This window comes from Fischerella sp. JS2 (assembly GCF_032393985.1).
In the GTDB taxonomy this organism is placed as follows: Bacteria; Cyanobacteriota; Cyanobacteriia; order Cyanobacteriales; family Nostocaceae; genus Fischerella.
Window position 1 is genome coordinate 4,691,944 of record NZ_CP135918.1, and the last position, 17,550, is coordinate 4,709,493.

The following is a 17,550-nucleotide window of genomic DNA, read 5'->3' on the forward strand; positions in this document are numbered from 1 at the left end:
AGGATAACAACCGTCATAGTCCCAACTGTGCTTTTTTCACTCTTCCCATTCGGGCAGTGCGTAGTCCAAAATGGGTTGGATGTGTTTCAAATGATTCAAACAATATGCCTAGAACTCCCAATGAATACGCAGTACACTTACTAATGGCAAGTGGTCATCGGGAAGAAGTACGTTTTCCGACGATTCAGGATTTTCAGAAGTGGTACAGTGGCGAACTGATGCCCAAATCCGCTTCTGATGATTTTATAAACGTGCCGATCAAAAATATTCAAGGTGAATACATGGTTGTGCGTCCCTCGCGGATTGTGGCAATTCGGGTGGAACCACTCTTTAGCTCTAGTGTGGAAAGATTTACATAAATCATGAGAAAAACGCTTGCTTTGGTTTCCTTGAGTCTGGGACTTAGCTTTGTAAATCCTGTTTGCTCTGTGTTGGCTCAGGTTCCTATTAACATAACGCCTTTACCATCACCAGTTAGCCCTATTGAACCGTTACCGCCACCAGAGTTATCACCACCACTAAAATTAGTAAGGCTAGGAACGGACTGTAAACCTGTTCATCAATGTTTGGGTTGGGACGAACAGCTTTGGAGTGGAAAGAGTAAACTGGGCGATCGCAAAGCTTTGTTGGCATCTATTGACAACAGTTTACGTTACCTGGCAACAAACAAGGCACTAGCAGCGTATCAAAATTATCCTATTCCTGAAATCACCCTTGATCGCGTTCGTCGTAGCTTGCAGCGTTTTCGCCAGTTGCTGGTTAATTCCAAATCGCCAGGTCAACTGCAAGCTGCTGTGCGTCGAGAATTTGATTTTTATCAATCAGTTGGCAATGACGGCCAAGGTACGGTGAAGTTCACCGCTTATTATGAGCCAGTGTACACTGCTAGTAAAGTTCGTACTTCTGTATATAAATATCCTCTTTATAAATTGCCACCCAACTTTGACACATGGGCAAAACCACATCCTAAACGCATTGATCTGGAAGGAAAAGATGGTTTACTAGGTAATGAAAGTCAGTTGCATGGTTTGGAATTATTTTGGTTGCGCGATCGCTTAGATGCATATTTGATACATATCCAAGGTTCTGCCCAACTCAAATTAACTAATGGTAAAAAAACCTCTGTTGGTTATGCAGGAGGCACAGACTATCCTTGGACAAGTATTGGCAAAGAACTAGCTAAAGATGGCAAGTTACCTTTACAAAATTTAACAATGCCTATCTTAGTCAAATACTTTCGCCAGAACCCTAAGGAGATGAATAACTATCTACCACGGTGGGAACGCTTTGTCTTTTTCAAAGAAACTGGCGGTACACCTGCAACTGGCAGTATTGGCGTACCAGTCACACCAGAACGTTCGATCGCCACAGATAAATCTCTCATGCCGCCAGGAGCCTTAGCAATAGTTAATACTTCATTTCCTTATCCTGCTAATAAAGGAAAATTGGTTAAGCGCCGAGTTAGTCGCTTCGTTCTAGATCAGGATACTGGCAGTGCTATTAAAGGCCCGGGACGGGTAGATTATTTTATGGGAACTGGGAAATTAGCAGGCGATCGCGCCGGTATTACAGGTAGTAATGGTACTCTATATTATTTGCTGCTGAAGGAGTAGTTGGGGATTGGGGATCAGGGATCGGGGATTGGGCATAGGGCATAGGGCATAGGGCATAGGGCATAGGGCATAGGCATGGGTGTTTATTCTCTCCCTTGTCCTCCTTGTCTCCCTTGTCCCTCGTGTCCCCCTTGTCTCCCATTCCCCGATCCCTTTTCCTCGATCCCTTATAATCCGTTTTTGACTATGAAATTTAGCGATATACTAGCAAAACTTGGTGATGCTGCCGTCTGTAATAGCTTGAATCTCAATAAAGACAACAATCCAGAAATTGTTGGCATGGCGGCAGTTGATGAAGCGACAAGTGGTACTCTCAGCTACATTGAAGGGCCAAAATTTGGTGCAATGGTAGGCAAAACAGGTGCAAGTGCTTTAATTGTGCCTCAAGATGAAACATTACAGACACAAGCACAAGAACGCGGTATTGCTTGGATCGCCACCCCAGAACCAAAACTAATATTTGCAAGAACACTTAAGTTTTTCTACCAGCCTTGGCGTCCTACTCCGGAGATCCATCCTACTGCCGTCATTCATCCGCATGTGAAAATTGGCAATGATGTTTATATTGGGCCTCATGCAGTAGTTCATCAAGGAGTAGAAATTGGCAGTGGTGTATGCATCCATGCCAATGTCGTTATCTATCCCGATGCTAAGATAGGCGATCGCACAACTTTACATGCTAACTGCACTATCCACGAACGTACTCTCATCGGTGCAGATTGTGAAATCCACAGTGGTGCAGTCATTGGTGCAGAGGGCTTTGGCTTTGTGCCTACTGCCACTGGCTGGCTCAAAGTCGAACAATCAGGTTATACGGTTTTAGAAGATGGTGTTGTTGTTGGCTGTAACAGTGCCATAGATCGTCCAGCAGTCGGTGAAACACGAGTTGGTCGTTATACAATCATTGACAACTTAGTACAAATTGGTCACGGCTGCCAAATTGGTGCAGGTTGTGCGTTGGCAGGACAATCGGGGATAGCAGGAGGAGTCAAAATCGGCAATCGCGTAATTTTAGCAGGACAATCAGGAATTGCCAATCAAGTAAAAATCGGCGATGGCGCGATCGCCTCCGCTAAAGCTGGGATTCACAGTGATGTTGCACCAGGAGAGATTGTCTCCGGTCTTCCCGCCATTCCTCATAAACAGTTTGTAAAAGTATCTGCGATTTTGAATCGCTTACCCGATATGTATCAAACTTTGAAACAATTGCAACGCCAAATGACGCAAAAATGAGGGATCTTGAGTAGATTGCCGAACTTTTGATGAGTAGCCTCGGTTAGTTTATACCATTTCACAAAATTCTTGATACAAATCCTCCCCTTTACCTTCCTTGTTGTCCTTATCTCCTTGTCGCCAAATATATCAAACTTATAGTGAAAGGGTTTAGCCGGGGCTTTTATTATTGCTGTATCAAGCAGTCATGCTGCTTGATATTTTAATTGTTATGCTTGAAATTAAAAACCAGCCTGTTTTGACTATTTATGACTCTAGTAGTCTGAGCGAAAGAAGGCCATTTTAGTTCAGTAAAAATGATCAAAGTAAATGTTAGTACTATAGCTAGCAAAAGTCTCTCCATCATAGTACTCCCCACGCCACAAAATTTATAAAACGATATCTACTTTTAGTTTTAGCTAAAATCTTTTTTTTTCTCAACCAAAGTAATAATAATACTCCTCAGGAATGATTTGGATTTATAAATTCTGTGATTTGTATTACTAATTTTTCTAGCAAATAAACTATCTAGTTTATTTCTTGCTAATAAGTTAGGTCACAATGTGAATTTACATAACGAAACACGCAAATAGAAGTGATCGCTATAAGTGTAAGTACAGCCAAATGGACGGTAGATGAATATCATTGCATGTGATTAAACTTTATTGGAGTTCACGAACTCGCTTGATATCATCAGTAACAGTGCCAAAAAAAGCTGCTGATCTCTTCAGCAGCTAGAACTGAGTTAGCTTTAGCCTGCAAATAAAATCTTTTTACGTTGCCGTAAGCCAAACATACCTGCTACTGCCAAGGCACCTAAGCCCAGGGTTGTTCCTGCTTCCGGTACAGCTTTTGGTGTTCCCTTGATTCCCGATAAGTTTACACCGTCACCATACTTCGGAAACTTACTAGAATAAGCATTACCCAACTGCACTTCAAAAGATTTGACGTTATAAAAAGTCAAAGCCTGAATACCGTTGTTCTTGCCAGCAGACAACATTAAATCGTCAACAGGCTTGCCATTGATCAGTAAGACACCAGTGCCTATATCTTCCACATCAAAGAAGTCTAAAGTTATTTCCGACATTTCTTGTGTGAACTCAAATAAGAAGCGACCTATTTCTAATTGACCATTTTCAGGTAACTTACCGCTTTCTGTAATAGCTACAGGACGTAACCAATATTCATTAACTCCTGTATTAGTGCCAGCATCTTTTGTTCCGAAACTAACTTTTAGACCTGATCCTTGGTAGGTGTTAGAAGTAGCTCTATCATCTATAAATAATCGGCTTGCACCATAGCCACCAACCCCATCAAAATCCAAACTTGTGACTGTGTAACCTAATGAAGTTGTGTCAATACATTGATTCGGCTCAAGACAGCCCAGATTAGTCTTGATTTCGCCTTCTTGTTCAGGAATAAGAGAAGCAGCATGAGCAGCAGGCATACCAGCAACTACGCCTAAACCCAAAGCTGTTCCTATCATTGTTGCTAAAAAATTAAACTTAGGCATGATTCCCCTTCTGCAAACCTGATATGAAAGTAGCAGTAAAAAAATGATGATTTACTCTTAATGCACCACTAAGCTAATAGATAAATTGCTGAAATTGCTAGAGCAAAAAATAGATTTTACATTATCTTTAATTGCGAATAAAAATACAAATCTTGTCCGCAAAAATACAATGTCTATACGTGAGATTAACTATTAATAAAAATATTTTTTAACTTAATACTAGCAAGTGTTTAAATTTAATTTAATTGATAACGGATTGAAATACTAGTAATTATAAAATTCAATCTCGTGGTTTATACCTATAAGTAAATACGGTTTATTTAAGAATTTTTAGTGAAATTTGATGAGGTGTAGAGACGTATCATGTCACGTCTATACATTGCTGTATTGATCTAAAAATTACAATCTACCCATAAAAAATTGAGTAGTTTAGAGTAATTAAGTGCTGGACTTATTTACTATACCTACTCAATGAGATTAAACAGAAGGAGAATTTTGTGAATATTAAATGTCTAAAAAATATTAGTTTAATACAATATTTCTGAGTTATGGACATCCGGTTTCTTAAAGTTGGGAAACCGGCTTTTTCAGAAAATACGCTACAAGTTAAGGTGTGTGAGGTAGATCACTAGTATGTAATCTCATCATCAATTTCTAAGCTACTGATGCGGTTTTTTTCCGTTGCCGTAAACCGAATATACTGACAACTACTAAAACACCTAAACTGAGAGTGGTTCCTGGTTCAGGTACTAGTTTAGGAACCACATTCCCTTTGAGATCAACGCCATCACCAGTTTTTGGGAATTTGCTAGAAGCAGCGTTACCCAACTGCACCTCAAAAGACTTAACGTTGTAAAGAGTCAATGACTGAATACCGTTATTTTTGCCAGCTTGTAAAACTAAATCAGTAATATCTTCACCATTTAGCATCAAGATAGCAGTACCTATATCTTCTACATCAAAGAAGTCTAAAGTTATTTCCGACATCACCTCTGTGAACTCAAATAAGAAGCGACCAACTTCTAATTGTCCACTTTCAGGTAAATTACCGCTTTCTGTAATTGCTACAGGACGGAACCAATACTCGTTTAATGCTGGATTTGTGCCTGCATCTTTTGTACCAAAACTAACTTTTAAACCTTGTCCTTCATAGGTATTAGAAGTGCTTCTGCTGTCGACAAATAGTCGGCTAGGCCCATAACCACCAGCCCCATCAAAATCTAAACTTGTGACTGTGTAACCTAATAAAGTTGTATCAATACATTGATTTGGATCAAGACATCCGAGATTTGTTTGTACTTCTCCTTCTAATTGAGGAACTAGAGAAGCTGCTTTTGCTGAAGGTATAGCAGCAGCAACACTTAATCCAACAGAAAATGCTATCAGTGTTTTTGCTAAAGCAGAGATTTTTTGCATGATTTATTTGAAATAACTAAGGATGATTTCGGGTATCAGACACAAACTTTTGTGTTTCTTCTGAAACATATCCGTATGTTATTTCCGTATCCGAGTAATTGTCATCTCAAAATCAGAATATTTACCTATTCTTAATTTTGAAAATAAGTTTGGGAAAAATACTTAAAATAGCTAAAGTAAATTATACGCAGAATTATTAAGAAATTACTTAAATAAAAAAATAAGGAGATTGTAAATGATATTAACTACTTGGTTTATGAAAATTATACGTATTAAGTAAATAATTTTTATAAAAATAGGTTCACGAACCTAATGATTTTGTTGGTAAATTGCCTTTCAGCATTAAAACTTTGCTTTTGCACCACTCTCTCGCCCTGCAAGAAATTGCGGGCTAATACCTTAAGTACGTTTAAACGCACTCAAATGTGCATAGATTAACGCTGATTGCTTAGGTTCGTTTTTAATTCACCAACAAAATCATCTAATTTGTGAACCGATTTTTGTTTTATTCAATAGACAGGTGAAATGATATTAGAAATTTTCTAGAGATTTTTGCGCTTCTGTTGCAACAGCCTCGACTTCATCATTCACCAATGTTTCTAATATAGTTTTGGCGTCTGTACTTTTCAGACGACCTAAAGCTTGTGCAACTCTATAGCGAATTTGCCAATCAGGATTTGTAGCGTAGGGGGCTAAAAGAGGAACTGCTTGTGTATCTCCTAAATCACCAAGAGAACTAATAGCAGCAGTTTGCACTAATTCATTGTCCGAGGAAAGCGCCTGTTGAAGTAGTTCAAACGATCGCGGATCACCCAATTCTCCTAAAGTAGCGATAATGCTAAATTTCACAATCCATTCATTGCTGGTTTGGTAAAGCTGTTGCAAATCTTCATAAGCTGCTTTTAGCTTTAAAGCACCTAAGCAGTCTGCTGCTGCTGCTTGCACATCTGGTTCTGGGTCATTGAGTAAGCGATCGCGTAATATACTCAAAGACAAATCTAAATTTTGTCCACCCAAGGTATCCAACTGACTAACGGCTGAGTAACGCACACGGGAATTACTGTCATTAATAGCGTTTTGAATTAATTCAAAACCAATCGTTGGTTCTAGTTGGCGAATTTGATTTACTGCTCGTAAGCGATCGCCCAAATCTTCAGACACCAGTAATTGTTTTACAGATTCAGGATTGACACTCATTTATTAATCTCACTTTTTAAAGGTATTTTGTTAGTAGTTAGTAGATAGTAGTTAGTGGTAAACAACTAACTACTAACTATTAACCACTAACCATTAACTAATCTTGGCCTGCTGCCATTGCTCTAATTACGTCACCACGGGTAAGAATACCAATTACTTGACCCTCGCTGTCAAGAACTGGTAGACGGTGAACGTTGCGATCATTCATGATTTTGGCGGCTTCTGTGAGAGTTTTTTCTGGGGAGACGGTAAGCGGCTGTTTACTCATAACTTCCCCAACAGTTTGCCCCAAGGCTTTGTGCAAATCGCGTTCGTATGTGGCCGGATTTTTTAAATAAATCACGCTATCAAGAAACATAATATACGCCGGGGGCGTAACACCTGTCTCTTGCCACATTAAATCAGTTTCCGAAATAATGCCTACCAATTTACCGGCGTCATCTACAACAGGTAGTCCACTGATGCGTCGTTCTGCCAGAATTTGGATAGCTTCCTTCAGAGGAGTTTCGGGTCGGACTACAATTGGGTCACGACTCATTACGTCGGCAACGGTCTTAGGCATTTGTTTGCTGATACCTTTTATCAACCACTCTGGGATTATTGTAGAGAATTTTGGTCATTGGTCATTGGTCATTTGTCAATTATCAAGGGTCAATAGTTATTGATTATTACCACTAACTACTAATGTACAGACGCGAGGAACATCGCGTCTCTACCCACTAACTACTAACCGTTAACAAATGATTGAGTTTCACAAAATACTTGTAACAAATCAATACAATTGGCGATCGCTCCTAAATGAGCAATTTCATAACCGTGGGTGTTTTGTGTCGGGAAGGCTAAACAGGCGGCGCGGGGGACATGACCAAATTTCATGGCGATAGAAGCATCGCTGCCAAAACCATTTAAGATTGCAAGTTGCACTGGTATATTTAATTTTTTTGCAGACTGGCGCAGTTGTCCATTTAAGGTTTCATCATACATTCCATAGGCATCCTGAGATAAAATTACAGGGCTTTTGCCATCTTCTATGGGGTATTCTGACGATAAAGGACAAATCTCTAAAGCAATTAGGGCATCCAAGCACTGGTTTTGAGTAAAGTAAAGTGCGCCAATTGCCCCTACTTCTTCTTTTGCTGAAGCAACTAAATAAACATCAACTGCTGGTTGTTTGATCTTTTCTGCCAGGGCTAACAAAATAGCAACGGAGGCTTTGTTATCCAATGTATAACTGGCAATATGGTCTTTTAAACGAATTGGATGCTTGCGATGTTTACCAATCACCATTCTACTTCCCGGTCGAATGCCAGCTGCTTCTAGTTCCGCAGTGGTACATTTTGTTTCAATCCAAGCATCTTCCCATTTCACAGCAGTATCTTCTTGCTGAAGTTTTTGTGGTGATTCATGGGAAACGTGACGAGAACCAAAACTGAGAATTCCACTGATAGTTGTGTGATCGCCTAGTAAATCGACAACACCTTCACCGTAAACCCACGGAAATGCACCTCCTAATTTTCGGACTTCGACTCTACCTTGCTCACCAATACTTTTGACAATTCCACCAATTTCATCTTTATGGGCAGTGATGGCGATCGCTTGGTCATAATTTTTACCAGGTATTTTGGCAATAATGTTGTCTGCGCGATCGCACCATGCTTTTACTCCCAGGTCTGTAAATCTCTGCATTAAGTATTTATTAATTTCTGTTTCAGCACCACTAGGAGAGTGGTGCATTACCAATTCTGCAATTATTTTGAATAAGTGGTCGTAATCCCACATAATACGATTTTGGATTTTAGATTTTGGATTTTGGATTGTGAAATATTTATGGGATAAGCGTTTGCAATGTCAATCTGTCGCATTTTTTTTTAATGGGTATAAGTATACTCGGAGATATACAAGCTTTTGAATGCAAACAATCATAATATTAGGTGGGTAAAATGCAAGCTATCTCTGTTGAAAAACCTAATCTTCCTCAACCCCCAAGTTTTTCTACACCTGAAGAAGAACGTCTACATCGCAAACAACGCCTAGCAGCGGCGTTTCGCTTGTTTTCTCGTTTTGGATTTAATGAAGGTATTGCAGGTCATATTACCGCTCGTGATCCAGAACAACTCGATTGTTTTTGGGTTAATCCTGTTGGGATGCACTTCGGTTTAATTCGAGTTAGTGACTTAATTTTAGTTAACCATAAAGGTGATGTCATTGCAGGCGATCGCCCCGTCAACCAAGCAGCTTTCACTATTCATTCCCAAATCCATGCTGCTCGTCCTGACGTAGTCGCAGCAGCTCACGCTCATTCGCTCTATGGCAAAAGTTGGTCTAGTCTTGGTCGCCTACTTGACCCTCTTACCCAAGATGCTTGTATGTTCTACGAAGACCACAGCTTATTCGACGATTATACAGGTGTGGTTCTCGACTTAGAAGAGGGTCAACGCATTGCCCAAACTCTAGGCAATAATAAAGCAGTCATTCTGAAAAATCACGGCTTACTCACTATCGGTCATTCAGTAGATGAGGCAGCATGGTGGTTTATTACAATGGAACGCACCTGTCAAGCTCAATTATTAGCAGAAGCAGCTGGTAAACCAGAGACAATCAAACATAAGTATGCCAGCTTAGCACAAAGTCAGGTAGGTTCCCATTACATGGGCTGGTTTAGTTTTCAACCTTTGTATGAAATGATTGTGCGACAAGAACCAGATTTATTGGAATAAGCTTGAGTACTCCTACTGTTCCAACAGTTGCAAATCCTCAAATTCCTGATTTTGCCAAGGTGCGGGTACGGGCTGAGTATCCAGCGCAGAGAGTGCTGTTTCTGCGACGATGCTGTGGACGCGTGTCGTAGGATGTACCTCATCCCAGAATAAATACTCGTTTGGGTTAGTACATACAGTAAAATTTCCTTGGGCGATATCGTCTAAATCACCTACAAGACAAGCATCGGTAACATTGGTTAAACCAAATTCACTGGGAAAACGTCGCACTCTTTGAAATAGGGAATTAATATCAATCGGAATGATATTAATGCTAGGAATTGCACTCAAGCTTTTTAAAGTTGCTGCCAATGCTATGTTATGTTTGCGGCTTAAAGTCGTTAATTGACTGGAATTTTCTTGACCTGATGTTAAAGGAATCTTACCCAAATCCGGTAAGTTAACCACCATGATATTTTTAGCACCTGCAAGCGCAAGCAATGCTACTGATCTTGATAAATTTGCAATTGGTTGACTAACATCAGTGACATTACCAAATACATAATCATTGCCACCACCCCAGACAATATAAAGAGCATCTGGATCAGCTGATTGATTGCTTTCTCGTAAGGAGCGGGTAAATAAACCAACTTGTCCAAGGACTCCTGGTAATAATGATTCAGGAATCAAAGTATTACCTAGACCAGAGCTACTTCCACCAAAGGCATAATTAATACCTTCGGTGGGGTTACTGTTCTGTAACTCAGTAAATAAAGTGGGGGATAATCCGAGTTCATCTCCAAGATATTCTACCCACACCTGACCATTGGAAAAACGTCCGTCAGAGTAGGGCGGACTTGGTGGTATTTGGGATTGTGTAGCGTTGTAAAGATTGCCAGGGTCAGAAAGACTATCACCAAATACGTAAATTTTACTAATATGTGTTGTAGCTGAAGATTTCACAGGCGACAGAAAAGATAGAAGCAAAATTCCTGCCGCTACGAGTTCTTTTTTCATATAAATTTTGTCCTTGTATTGATAGCTAGTTCTGCAAAAAGACTAGTTTTTCTAGACAAATTCACTCAAATATTTTTGTTATTTAAAAAAGCTTGCTCAATAAAAAAGACTACGTAAAGCTACGTAGTCACAAGGATTGTATCATGAGTGAATCAAATTTTTGTCAAGATTTATCTTTGCTATTTCTTATTCATTCACTTGATGATTGGTAAAAATAAGAAATATTTATGGCTGAGTCTGACTCCGTGTTAATTTCACAGCCTCAGTTGCCGATATACCCTCGCCTTGAGTACCGAAGTACCACAACGCTGCTGCCGCTTCTGCCCGAGTTACTGGTTTTTTAGGTTGGAAAAGCGTCGTATAGCCATAGACTCGACGGATATTTGATTGTTCTCCATTTTGGAAATCAGCTAATATCGCCCGTAAGGCCTTGGGGTCAATTTTTGCTGCATCCTGGAAACCCCAAGTTTGGCTAACTGCGCTGACACTAGCAGCAGGTAAAGCTTGGCGGGTATCCAGAGGTACTTTTGACATGAGTAATTGTTCGCGCGTCAATGGTGCATCTGGACGAAACAATACTTGTGTGGAATCCCCAGACAAAAGACTTGGAAATAAACCACTTTCAGCTAGTCCTTGAATAGCTGCAAAATCTGGATCTGTTTTTGGTACGTCACTAAAAGCAGGTTGTGCGTTTTCTGATGCCAAGCGAATCTGTTTAGATGGGATGTTGGCATACATAGCATTATTAGCAGCTACTAGCCAACGAGCATATTCTCGACGGGTAATATTTTTATTAGGTTCAAACAGGTTGGTCGTGGTTGTGGAATTGTTTTTCGCAGCTTGGGACTCTACGGATAAAACACCCAAACGAGCGACATCTTGAATATATTTTTGCAATTCTTGGGGTGCTTTGTTTAAGTCGCTGAATTCTTGAGTGCTGGATGTTGCTGTTGGTGTAGAGTTAGTAGTATTGGATATACCAGTTGGTTGGGTGAGTGAGCCTTTTGGTTGTACAGGACCAATGAACTGTGGGTTGCCCGGTTGAGGGGCAGTATCATTACTAGTAATTTCGCTGCTAGGAGTTGGGCTAGCTTGAGCTGTAGTCGAGGAGTTTGGCTGGTACTCAATTAGGAGTTCAGTGGCTGTCTGTGGTTGATTGGGTGCAGCGTTAGTGACTGACTTTGGTTGAATAGAAATTACAAGCTGCAAGTCATTGCGCTTTGCTGTAAAAGTACCACCATTGTCATCAGCAGGCTGTTGGGAAACCTGCCAATTATTACTTTGCAACTGATTGCGATAAAAACTGGCAATGAAATTGCTTGGATCAGAACTTAGCCAACGAGTAGTTACTTTGTTCTGTGAGTCAGTTGCAGGAGACACTTCCTGTATTTGAGCATTGGGATATATGGGGATGTCTTTGGGGAAATCTGCTGGTAACTGGACTGTTGGCTGGGTGGATTGATTGGGATTTTGGCGATCGCTATTAGGCGTTTGGTTAGCGCCAAAAATCACTGGGTTATCTTTGAGCCGAGGATCTGCCGCTAAAGACTGCTCAAGGCTTTTACCAATATTACTATTGGTACAGGCTGTGAGTGAAGTAAGTAAAACTGCCAAACTGAGAAGGACAGCTGAACGTTGAAAGTACAGCACAGGAAATCAAAAATTGAGTGTCAATTCCTACCCTAGCGTATTTGAAAAGGGAAAGGGGACAAGGGAGACTTGGGAGACTTGGGGGAGAAAATACCATTGACCAATGACAATTGACAATTGACCAATACCCAATCCCCAGATGTGAACTGTAGTTGAAAGTGGTAAGCTGGAAATAAGTCCACACTTGCTTTATCCAACTATAGAAAAGGAAAGCGATCGCTAGGACTATTTAGCTGAAGATGGTAAGCTAGATAGACCAAAACTAAAAAACTACCAGTGCTAGCCATTTCTAAAAACTTGATAGTATTGCACGGCTGGTGGTAGTTTGCTGACTTTGTTATTAGCGCTCAAGTGCAACTAAAAACCCATCAGTAATTGTTTTGACATTCCGTTGCAAAGCATTCAAGCTTGGTAGTGTTTCCCAAAAATTTTGAAATCGTGTCATTGGGAAAATGCGGTTGTGGTTTGTACTTAATTTATCTATGTAATTGACAGCTAGATAAATTATTATTGGTGATGCGATCGCCCTTACATAGGGTTTAGTTTACATTTCCAGTATCCTGTTCTTGTCACTGTCAAGAACCTGTTGTATAAATCAATTCATCTGCTCTTGTCATCTGCTCTTGACGAAAGATTTTGATTCGGCGAGGATCGCAAATTAGGCTATAGGGCATAAGTCTGATCACTAAAGTGGAGCAAACAGTTAAAAAAGACATATTTTATCTCAAAAACCTATGGGTGATAGGAGTATGAAAAATCTAAAATAGATATTAAATTGAAAAACAAGAAAGACCATTATCATCGACATACGCCAATCGATTTTACTTTTTGTTAAGCGTCGTCGGTTTGTTACCAGTGCTAAAACACGATTACATGCAAGCTTCCCAGGATCAGCCTATTTATTCTGAAGCTCCACTACAGTTGTTACTTTTTGTCGATGGACGACCAAAATCTCGACAACAAGTCCAGCGAATTCGTGCGTATCTGAAAGAATTGCAGGCTGACTACAAGTTTGAACTACAAATTGTTGATGTTGGACAACAACCCTATTTGGCTGAACACTTTAAACTGGTAGCAACACCAGCTTTAATAAAAATTCACCCAGAACCTCGACATGTTCTGGCTGGTAGTAATATAATTACGCAGCTCAAAAGCTGGTGGCCGCGCTGGCAAACCGCAGTAGATGCCTATCTAAAATTACAGACTGACCTGCAAGAAAATACAGAGGATAACGGTCGTACTGCTTCATCTTCTAAATCCTCAATTTATTCAGTGGCTCTTTCTGCCGAATTGCTGCACCTGTCAGATGAAATTTTTCGCTTAAAACAAGAGAAAGAGCAACTCGAAGAGCAATTGCAATTTAAAGACAGGGTAATTGCTATGTTAGCTCATGACCTGCGCAATCCCCTAACAGCCACTGCCATAGCTGTAGAAACTCTGCAATCTAACTATAATCCAGACAAAGCAGGTTTTGAGCGGCTAACGCCGACAATGACAACTAACTTATTTAAACAAGCTCGTAACCAGACTCGCATCATAGACCGTATGATTACTGACCTTTTGCAAGTAGGTCATAACGAGAGAGAATTTCCAGTGAAGCCGCAGAAAACGAATTTGGGACAACTGTGCTTGGATGTATTGGAAGAATTGAGCGATCGCTACATAGCTAAATCCCTAAAAGTAGAAAAGGATATTCCCAAAGATTTACCCCAAGTTTACGCCGATCCAGAACGTATCCGTCAGGTATTGATCAATCTCCTGGATAATGCCATTAAATATACACCAAAAGGCGGTATAATCACAGTCGCAGGACTGCACCGCACAACCCAAAAAGTTCAATTTAGTATTGGTGATACAGGGCCTGGCATACCCGAAGAAAATCGCGATCGGATTTTTGAAAACCACTTCCGTCTAGAACGAGATGAAAGTAAAGAAGGCTACGGTATTGGTCTATGTTTGTGCCAACGTATCATCCGCGCTCACTACGGTCAAATATGGGTAGATTCTTCACCTAGTAACGGTGCATGGTTCCACTTTACATTGCCAGTGTATATGTAGTTGTTGGTTGTTGGTTGTTGGTCATTGGTCACTTTTTATTCTCCTCACACTCCCCATCACCCCATCACCATCACCCCTACCCTACGGGAAGCCGCTTGCGCGTCTACACCCCATCACCCCACCTTCCCACTCCCGCAATACAGCAATAATTTGAATATTCGCCTCTGGAAAAGCAAAAGACTCTAGTTGATCTACACTAACCCAGCGTACTTCATCGCATTCTATGGGCTGGGGAATTCCTTGTATGAGGCGACAATGATGTACTGTGAGAGTAACACGGATATGGCTATAGGTATGGTCAATGGTAATTATGTGTTCACCGACTTCAACCACTATTCCCAATTCTTCTTTTATTTCCCGTTGAATACACTCTTCGACAGTTTCATTTCTCTCGATTTTCCCTCCAGGAAATTCCCACAATCCACCCATTGCGCCTTCTTGACGACGGCGATCAATTAAAATTTGTCCTTGGTCATTTGCAATTACAGCAACACCTATAATTTTATGAGGTGGAACAAAAGTAGATTCATTCATAGATAGTTGTTGGTGATTGATGGTTGGTAGTTGGTGGTTGGTTATTTGGTAATCACAACTACCATACAAACAACAAAACTCGACAAATATTTATTTGCCGAGTATGTATTTTATGACAATTTGTATATTATCTTTTTAGTACTTCTGTTGCAGAGGCTGAGTAAATCAAGTATCTTCATGTACACTATCATCACAATACTTGCTGAATCAGCTTATTCTCTTTAACAGAACTTTAATTGACTTCTAGACTACTTTAGCTTTCTGATTTGTCTCTATGCTTTTGAACTAAAGACTAGAAGGATTTCGCAGAGAATAATTTTGAATTTATTTTATGTGATTAAGACAAAGCATGAAGTCAATGTGTTTGATCTATTAATAGCCAGTTTTTATTTGCTATTCAACTTCATAATCATTGTTGACTTCTGTACCTTGCAGCGCTAATTCAAAGTTCATTCTCTGTTCAGCATTACGCAAAAAGTAACCGCTAATCATAGCAGATGCTAGTAGACGACCGAGATTTTCACGGCTAGTGGTAATTGTGACGCCGAAGTGTTCAGATGGTAAATTACCCAACAGTCCTATGATGTTCCGTTCCATTACCTGAAATACTTCAGGAGAATTAGGTTTAGATAGTTGAGTAACGGTATCTGGACTCAATGATTTAACATACTGCCAAAGCAAGTTCTCGGTTTCTGACTCACTGTTAAAAAATTCTGAGACTCGATTGGATTGGTTGCTCACGTTTTTCCTCCTGTACTATCACAGCAGCTAAACAGATTGAGTAAGCTTGAATCACAGATATTCATAATCTGTTTGACTTTGCTATTGCTGTTGTGTGTTCCTGCAAACTAATGTAACAGGTACAGTTGGTGTTGACAGTGGGTGTAACCGTACCAAAGAAAGCGGAAAGTATCACCAGGTTATTGGTTAGTAGTTAGTGGTTAGTGGGTACAGACGCGATGTTCCTCGCGTCTGTACATTAATGGTTAGTGGTAAACAACAAATTTAGTTAAAAAAGTAGCAGGAGGGTGTAAGGGTGAATGCATTTTTCTAATGACTACCAACTACCAACTACTAACTACTAACTACTAATGTACAGACGCGATTAATCGCGTCTCTACTAACTAACTTGCTAAATATTCATTGATACCGAGTTTCGATTTACGGAGTTTACTGAGGGCTTCTCGTTCTATTTGTCGTACTCGTTCGCGACTGATATTGAGTATTTCGCCGATCTTTGCCAATGTTAGGGCGTGTCCGTCGTTTAAACCAAAACGCAAGGATATTACTTCCCGTTGTTGTGGCGTGAGTTCTGCCATAAGACGTTCTAAGTCACCAGACAAGGAAGACTGTGTCACAAACTCTTCGGGAGATGCTCCTGGATCTTCTAGCATTTCTCCTAATTCGGTATCATAGTTATCTCCCAAGCGTATATCTAGAGACAGAGGTACACGTGCTTTTTCTAGATACTCTCGTACTTGTTTGGGAGTTAAGTCTAGTTCTTGCGCTAATTCTGCAACTGAAGGGGCGCGTCCTAATCTCTGAGATAATTGACGTTGTGCCTTTTTAATTTTATTCAGTTTCTCGGTGATGTGAATTGGCAGTCGAATCGTACGCCCTTTTTCAGCGATCGCGCGAGTGATGGCTTGACGTATCCACCAATAAGCATAGGTGGAAAATCTATAGCCTTTAGTGGGGTCAAATTTCTCTACACCGCGCTGCATCCCAATGCTACCTTCCTGAATTAAGTCAAGCAAATCGACGTTGCGCTTAATATATTTTTTCGCCACAGAAACCACCAGTCGCAGATTAGCTTCTACCATCTTGCGCTTAGCAATTTCGGCATCAGCGATCGCTCGCTCTAATTCCGTCGGTTCTAACTGTGTCGCTGTCGCCCATTCTTCTAATGTTGGTTCACGACCTAACTGGGTGGCAAGTAACTCTCTAACTTCGTGCAGGGCTGTTGCCCGTTGCACCTGTTTGCCATAAAAAATCTCTTCCTCGTGTGTCAACAATGGCACGCGACCAATTTCACGTAGGTAAGTCCGCACTAGGTCTGTAGCTGTCTGAGCGGTCTTCATGGCACTACTCTTTAATAATTCTGGGTGTGGAAGTAAGTCATTTATGGATGCCTGCACCTGGGTGACTACCCAGTCAAACTGGGAACCCATGCTGTAATTTGCAATTTACACGCCCACTAAGATGAGGACGACTGTTAATGTTCCGATTTGTTCTCAGTTGTTAAAGACTATAATTGCTTTTCTTGATGCACAAGTATCTACGGATAGAAAGATGGTATTTTGTAAAACATTTTACTATTGTTACATTGTTAAGCATTGTAACATTTATGATAATTTTTTGACTAGAGGACAGACTAAAATTGTATGTTCTTTTTGCTAACTTCGGCTACGTATTTTTCTGAAATTGTATCTACCAGCTTATTCCATAACTCTAGCAAGGGCAAGAATTTTTTCTAATATTTCTTAACAAAACACAATATTAACTATAATGATAACCCTATGAAAGAATTAAGTTTTTAATGGGTAATGGGGACAAGGCAGACATAATCAATTCAAAATTCAACCAAGCAAAATTCACGCATCAAGAACTTTTGACTTGTTTGCCCCATGCCCAATGACAATTG

Annotated in this window: 15 protein-coding genes; 5 read left to right on the plus strand and 10 right to left on the minus strand. The window is 40.3% G+C overall.

Going from position 1 to position 17,550, the window contains the following annotated elements; genetic code table 11:
- Positions 1–104 precede the first annotated feature (104 nt).
- The 3 genes from RS893_RS19885 (at position 105) to lpxD (ending at position 2,846) form a co-directional block, all read left to right on the plus strand.
- Positions 105–359, plus strand: a complete 255-nt coding sequence (locus tag RS893_RS19885) for a hypothetical protein (protein ID WP_009454195.1) — start codon at positions 105–107, stop codon at positions 357–359.
- A gap of 3 nt (positions 360–362) precedes the next feature.
- The gene (locus RS893_RS19890; RefSeq protein ID WP_315787229.1) at positions 363–1,613 is read left to right on the plus strand and encodes a murein transglycosylase A; all 1,251 of its coding nucleotides are present in this window, start codon (positions 363–365) and stop codon (positions 1,611–1,613) included.
- Positions 1,614–1,799: 186 nt separating this feature from the next.
- The gene (gene lpxD, locus RS893_RS19895; protein ID WP_315787231.1) at positions 1,800–2,846 is read left to right on the plus strand and encodes a UDP-3-O-(3-hydroxymyristoyl)glucosamine N-acyltransferase; all 1,047 of its coding nucleotides are present in this window, start codon (positions 1,800–1,802) and stop codon (positions 2,844–2,846) included.
- 730 nt (positions 2,847–3,576) lie between these two features.
- Here lpxD and RS893_RS19900 read toward each other — a convergent pair.
- From RS893_RS19900 to RS893_RS19920, 5 genes are all read right to left on the minus strand, one after another.
- Positions 3,577–4,338 (minus strand): LEVG family PEP-CTERM protein, encoded by a 762-nt coding sequence (locus RS893_RS19900; RefSeq protein ID WP_315787233.1) that lies wholly within the window; start codon positions 4,336–4,338, stop codon positions 3,577–3,579.
- Positions 4,339–4,992: 654 nt separating this feature from the next.
- Positions 4,993–5,754 (minus strand): LEVG family PEP-CTERM protein, encoded by a 762-nt coding sequence (locus RS893_RS19905; RefSeq protein WP_315787235.1) that lies wholly within the window; start codon positions 5,752–5,754, stop codon positions 4,993–4,995.
- A 531-nt stretch (positions 5,755–6,285) separates the two neighbouring features.
- A complete protein-coding gene (nblB, locus tag RS893_RS19910; protein WP_315787237.1) occupies positions 6,286–6,951 on the minus strand; it encodes a phycobilisome degradation protein NblB in 666 nt (221 codons plus the stop codon).
- A 97-nt stretch (positions 6,952–7,048) separates the two neighbouring features.
- A complete protein-coding gene (locus RS893_RS19915) occupies positions 7,049–7,513 on the minus strand; it encodes a CBS domain-containing protein (protein ID WP_315787239.1) in 465 nt (154 codons plus the stop codon).
- Between the two features lie 164 nt (positions 7,514–7,677).
- On the minus strand, positions 7,678–8,730 hold the full coding sequence (locus RS893_RS19920) for a M42 family peptidase (RefSeq protein WP_315787241.1): 1,053 nt from the start codon (positions 8,728–8,730) through the stop codon (positions 7,678–7,680).
- 161 nt (positions 8,731–8,891) lie between these two features.
- Between RS893_RS19920 and RS893_RS19925 the strand changes: the two genes are divergently transcribed.
- Positions 8,892–9,668 carry a class II aldolase/adducin family protein gene (locus RS893_RS19925; protein ID WP_315787243.1) on the plus strand — a complete coding sequence of 259 codons (777 nt, stop codon included), beginning with the start codon at positions 8,892–8,894 and terminating at the stop codon, positions 9,666–9,668.
- Positions 9,669–9,680: 12 nt separating this feature from the next.
- Here RS893_RS19925 and RS893_RS19930 read toward each other — a convergent pair whose 3' ends face one another.
- The gene (locus RS893_RS19930) at positions 9,681–10,664 is read right to left on the minus strand and encodes an SGNH/GDSL hydrolase family protein (RefSeq protein ID WP_315787245.1); all 984 of its coding nucleotides are present in this window, start codon (positions 10,662–10,664) and stop codon (positions 9,681–9,683) included.
- A gap of 225 nt (positions 10,665–10,889) precedes the next feature.
- Positions 10,890–12,314, minus strand: a complete 1,425-nt coding sequence (locus tag RS893_RS19935; protein WP_315787247.1) for an S-layer homology domain-containing protein — start codon at positions 12,312–12,314, stop codon at positions 10,890–10,892.
- Positions 12,315–13,187: 873 nt separating this feature from the next.
- Between RS893_RS19935 and RS893_RS19940 the strand changes: the two genes are divergently transcribed.
- On the plus strand, positions 13,188–14,372 hold the full coding sequence (locus tag RS893_RS19940) for a histidine kinase (protein WP_315787249.1): 1,185 nt from the start codon (positions 13,188–13,190) through the stop codon (positions 14,370–14,372).
- A gap of 81 nt (positions 14,373–14,453) precedes the next feature.
- On the opposite strand, the gene mutT is transcribed toward RS893_RS19940, so the two are convergent.
- From mutT to RS893_RS19955, 3 genes are all read right to left on the minus strand, one after another.
- A complete protein-coding gene (gene mutT, locus RS893_RS19945) occupies positions 14,454–14,906 on the minus strand; it encodes an 8-oxo-dGTP diphosphatase MutT (RefSeq protein ID WP_315787251.1) in 453 nt (150 codons plus the stop codon).
- A 393-nt stretch (positions 14,907–15,299) separates the two neighbouring features.
- A complete protein-coding gene (locus RS893_RS19950; RefSeq protein WP_315787252.1) occupies positions 15,300–15,647 on the minus strand; it encodes a DUF760 domain-containing protein in 348 nt (115 codons plus the stop codon).
- 383 nt (positions 15,648–16,030) lie between these two features.
- On the minus strand, positions 16,031–16,987 hold the full coding sequence (locus tag RS893_RS19955; RefSeq protein ID WP_315792042.1) for an RNA polymerase sigma factor, RpoD/SigA family: 957 nt from the start codon (positions 16,985–16,987) through the stop codon (positions 16,031–16,033).
- Between the last annotated feature and the right edge of the window lie 563 nt (positions 16,988–17,550).

Coding starts and splice junctions, on each gene's coding strand:
- RS893_RS19940 (WP_315787249.1), top strand. CDS start 13,188: ATGCAAGCTTCCCAGGATCAGCCTATTTATTCTGAAGCTCCACTACAG.
- RS893_RS19885 (WP_009454195.1), top strand. CDS start 105: ATGCCTAGAACTCCCAATGAATACGCAGTACACTTACTAATGGCAAGT.
- mutT (WP_315787251.1), bottom strand. CDS start 14,906: ATGAATGAATCTACTTTTGTTCCACCTCATAAAATTATAGGTGTTGCT.
- RS893_RS19905 (WP_315787235.1), bottom strand. CDS start 5,754: ATGCAAAAAATCTCTGCTTTAGCAAAAACACTGATAGCATTTTCTGTT.
- RS893_RS19915 (WP_315787239.1), bottom strand. CDS start 7,513: ATGCCTAAGACCGTTGCCGACGTAATGAGTCGTGACCCAATTGTAGTC.
- RS893_RS19925 (WP_315787243.1), top strand. CDS start 8,892: ATGCAAGCTATCTCTGTTGAAAAACCTAATCTTCCTCAACCCCCAAGT.
- RS893_RS19890 (WP_315787229.1), top strand. CDS start 363: ATGAGAAAAACGCTTGCTTTGGTTTCCTTGAGTCTGGGACTTAGCTTT.
- RS893_RS19920 (WP_315787241.1), bottom strand. CDS start 8,730: ATGTGGGATTACGACCACTTATTCAAAATAATTGCAGAATTGGTAATG.
- RS893_RS19955 (WP_315792042.1), bottom strand. CDS start 16,987: ATGAAGACCGCTCAGACAGCTACAGACCTAGTGCGGACTTACCTACGT.
- nblB (WP_315787237.1), bottom strand. CDS start 6,951: ATGAGTGTCAATCCTGAATCTGTAAAACAATTACTGGTGTCTGAAGAT.
- RS893_RS19900 (WP_315787233.1), bottom strand. CDS start 4,338: ATGCCTAAGTTTAATTTTTTAGCAACAATGATAGGAACAGCTTTGGGT.
- lpxD (WP_315787231.1), top strand. CDS start 1,800: ATGAAATTTAGCGATATACTAGCAAAACTTGGTGATGCTGCCGTCTGT.
- RS893_RS19930 (WP_315787245.1), bottom strand. CDS start 10,664: ATGAAAAAAGAACTCGTAGCGGCAGGAATTTTGCTTCTATCTTTTCTG.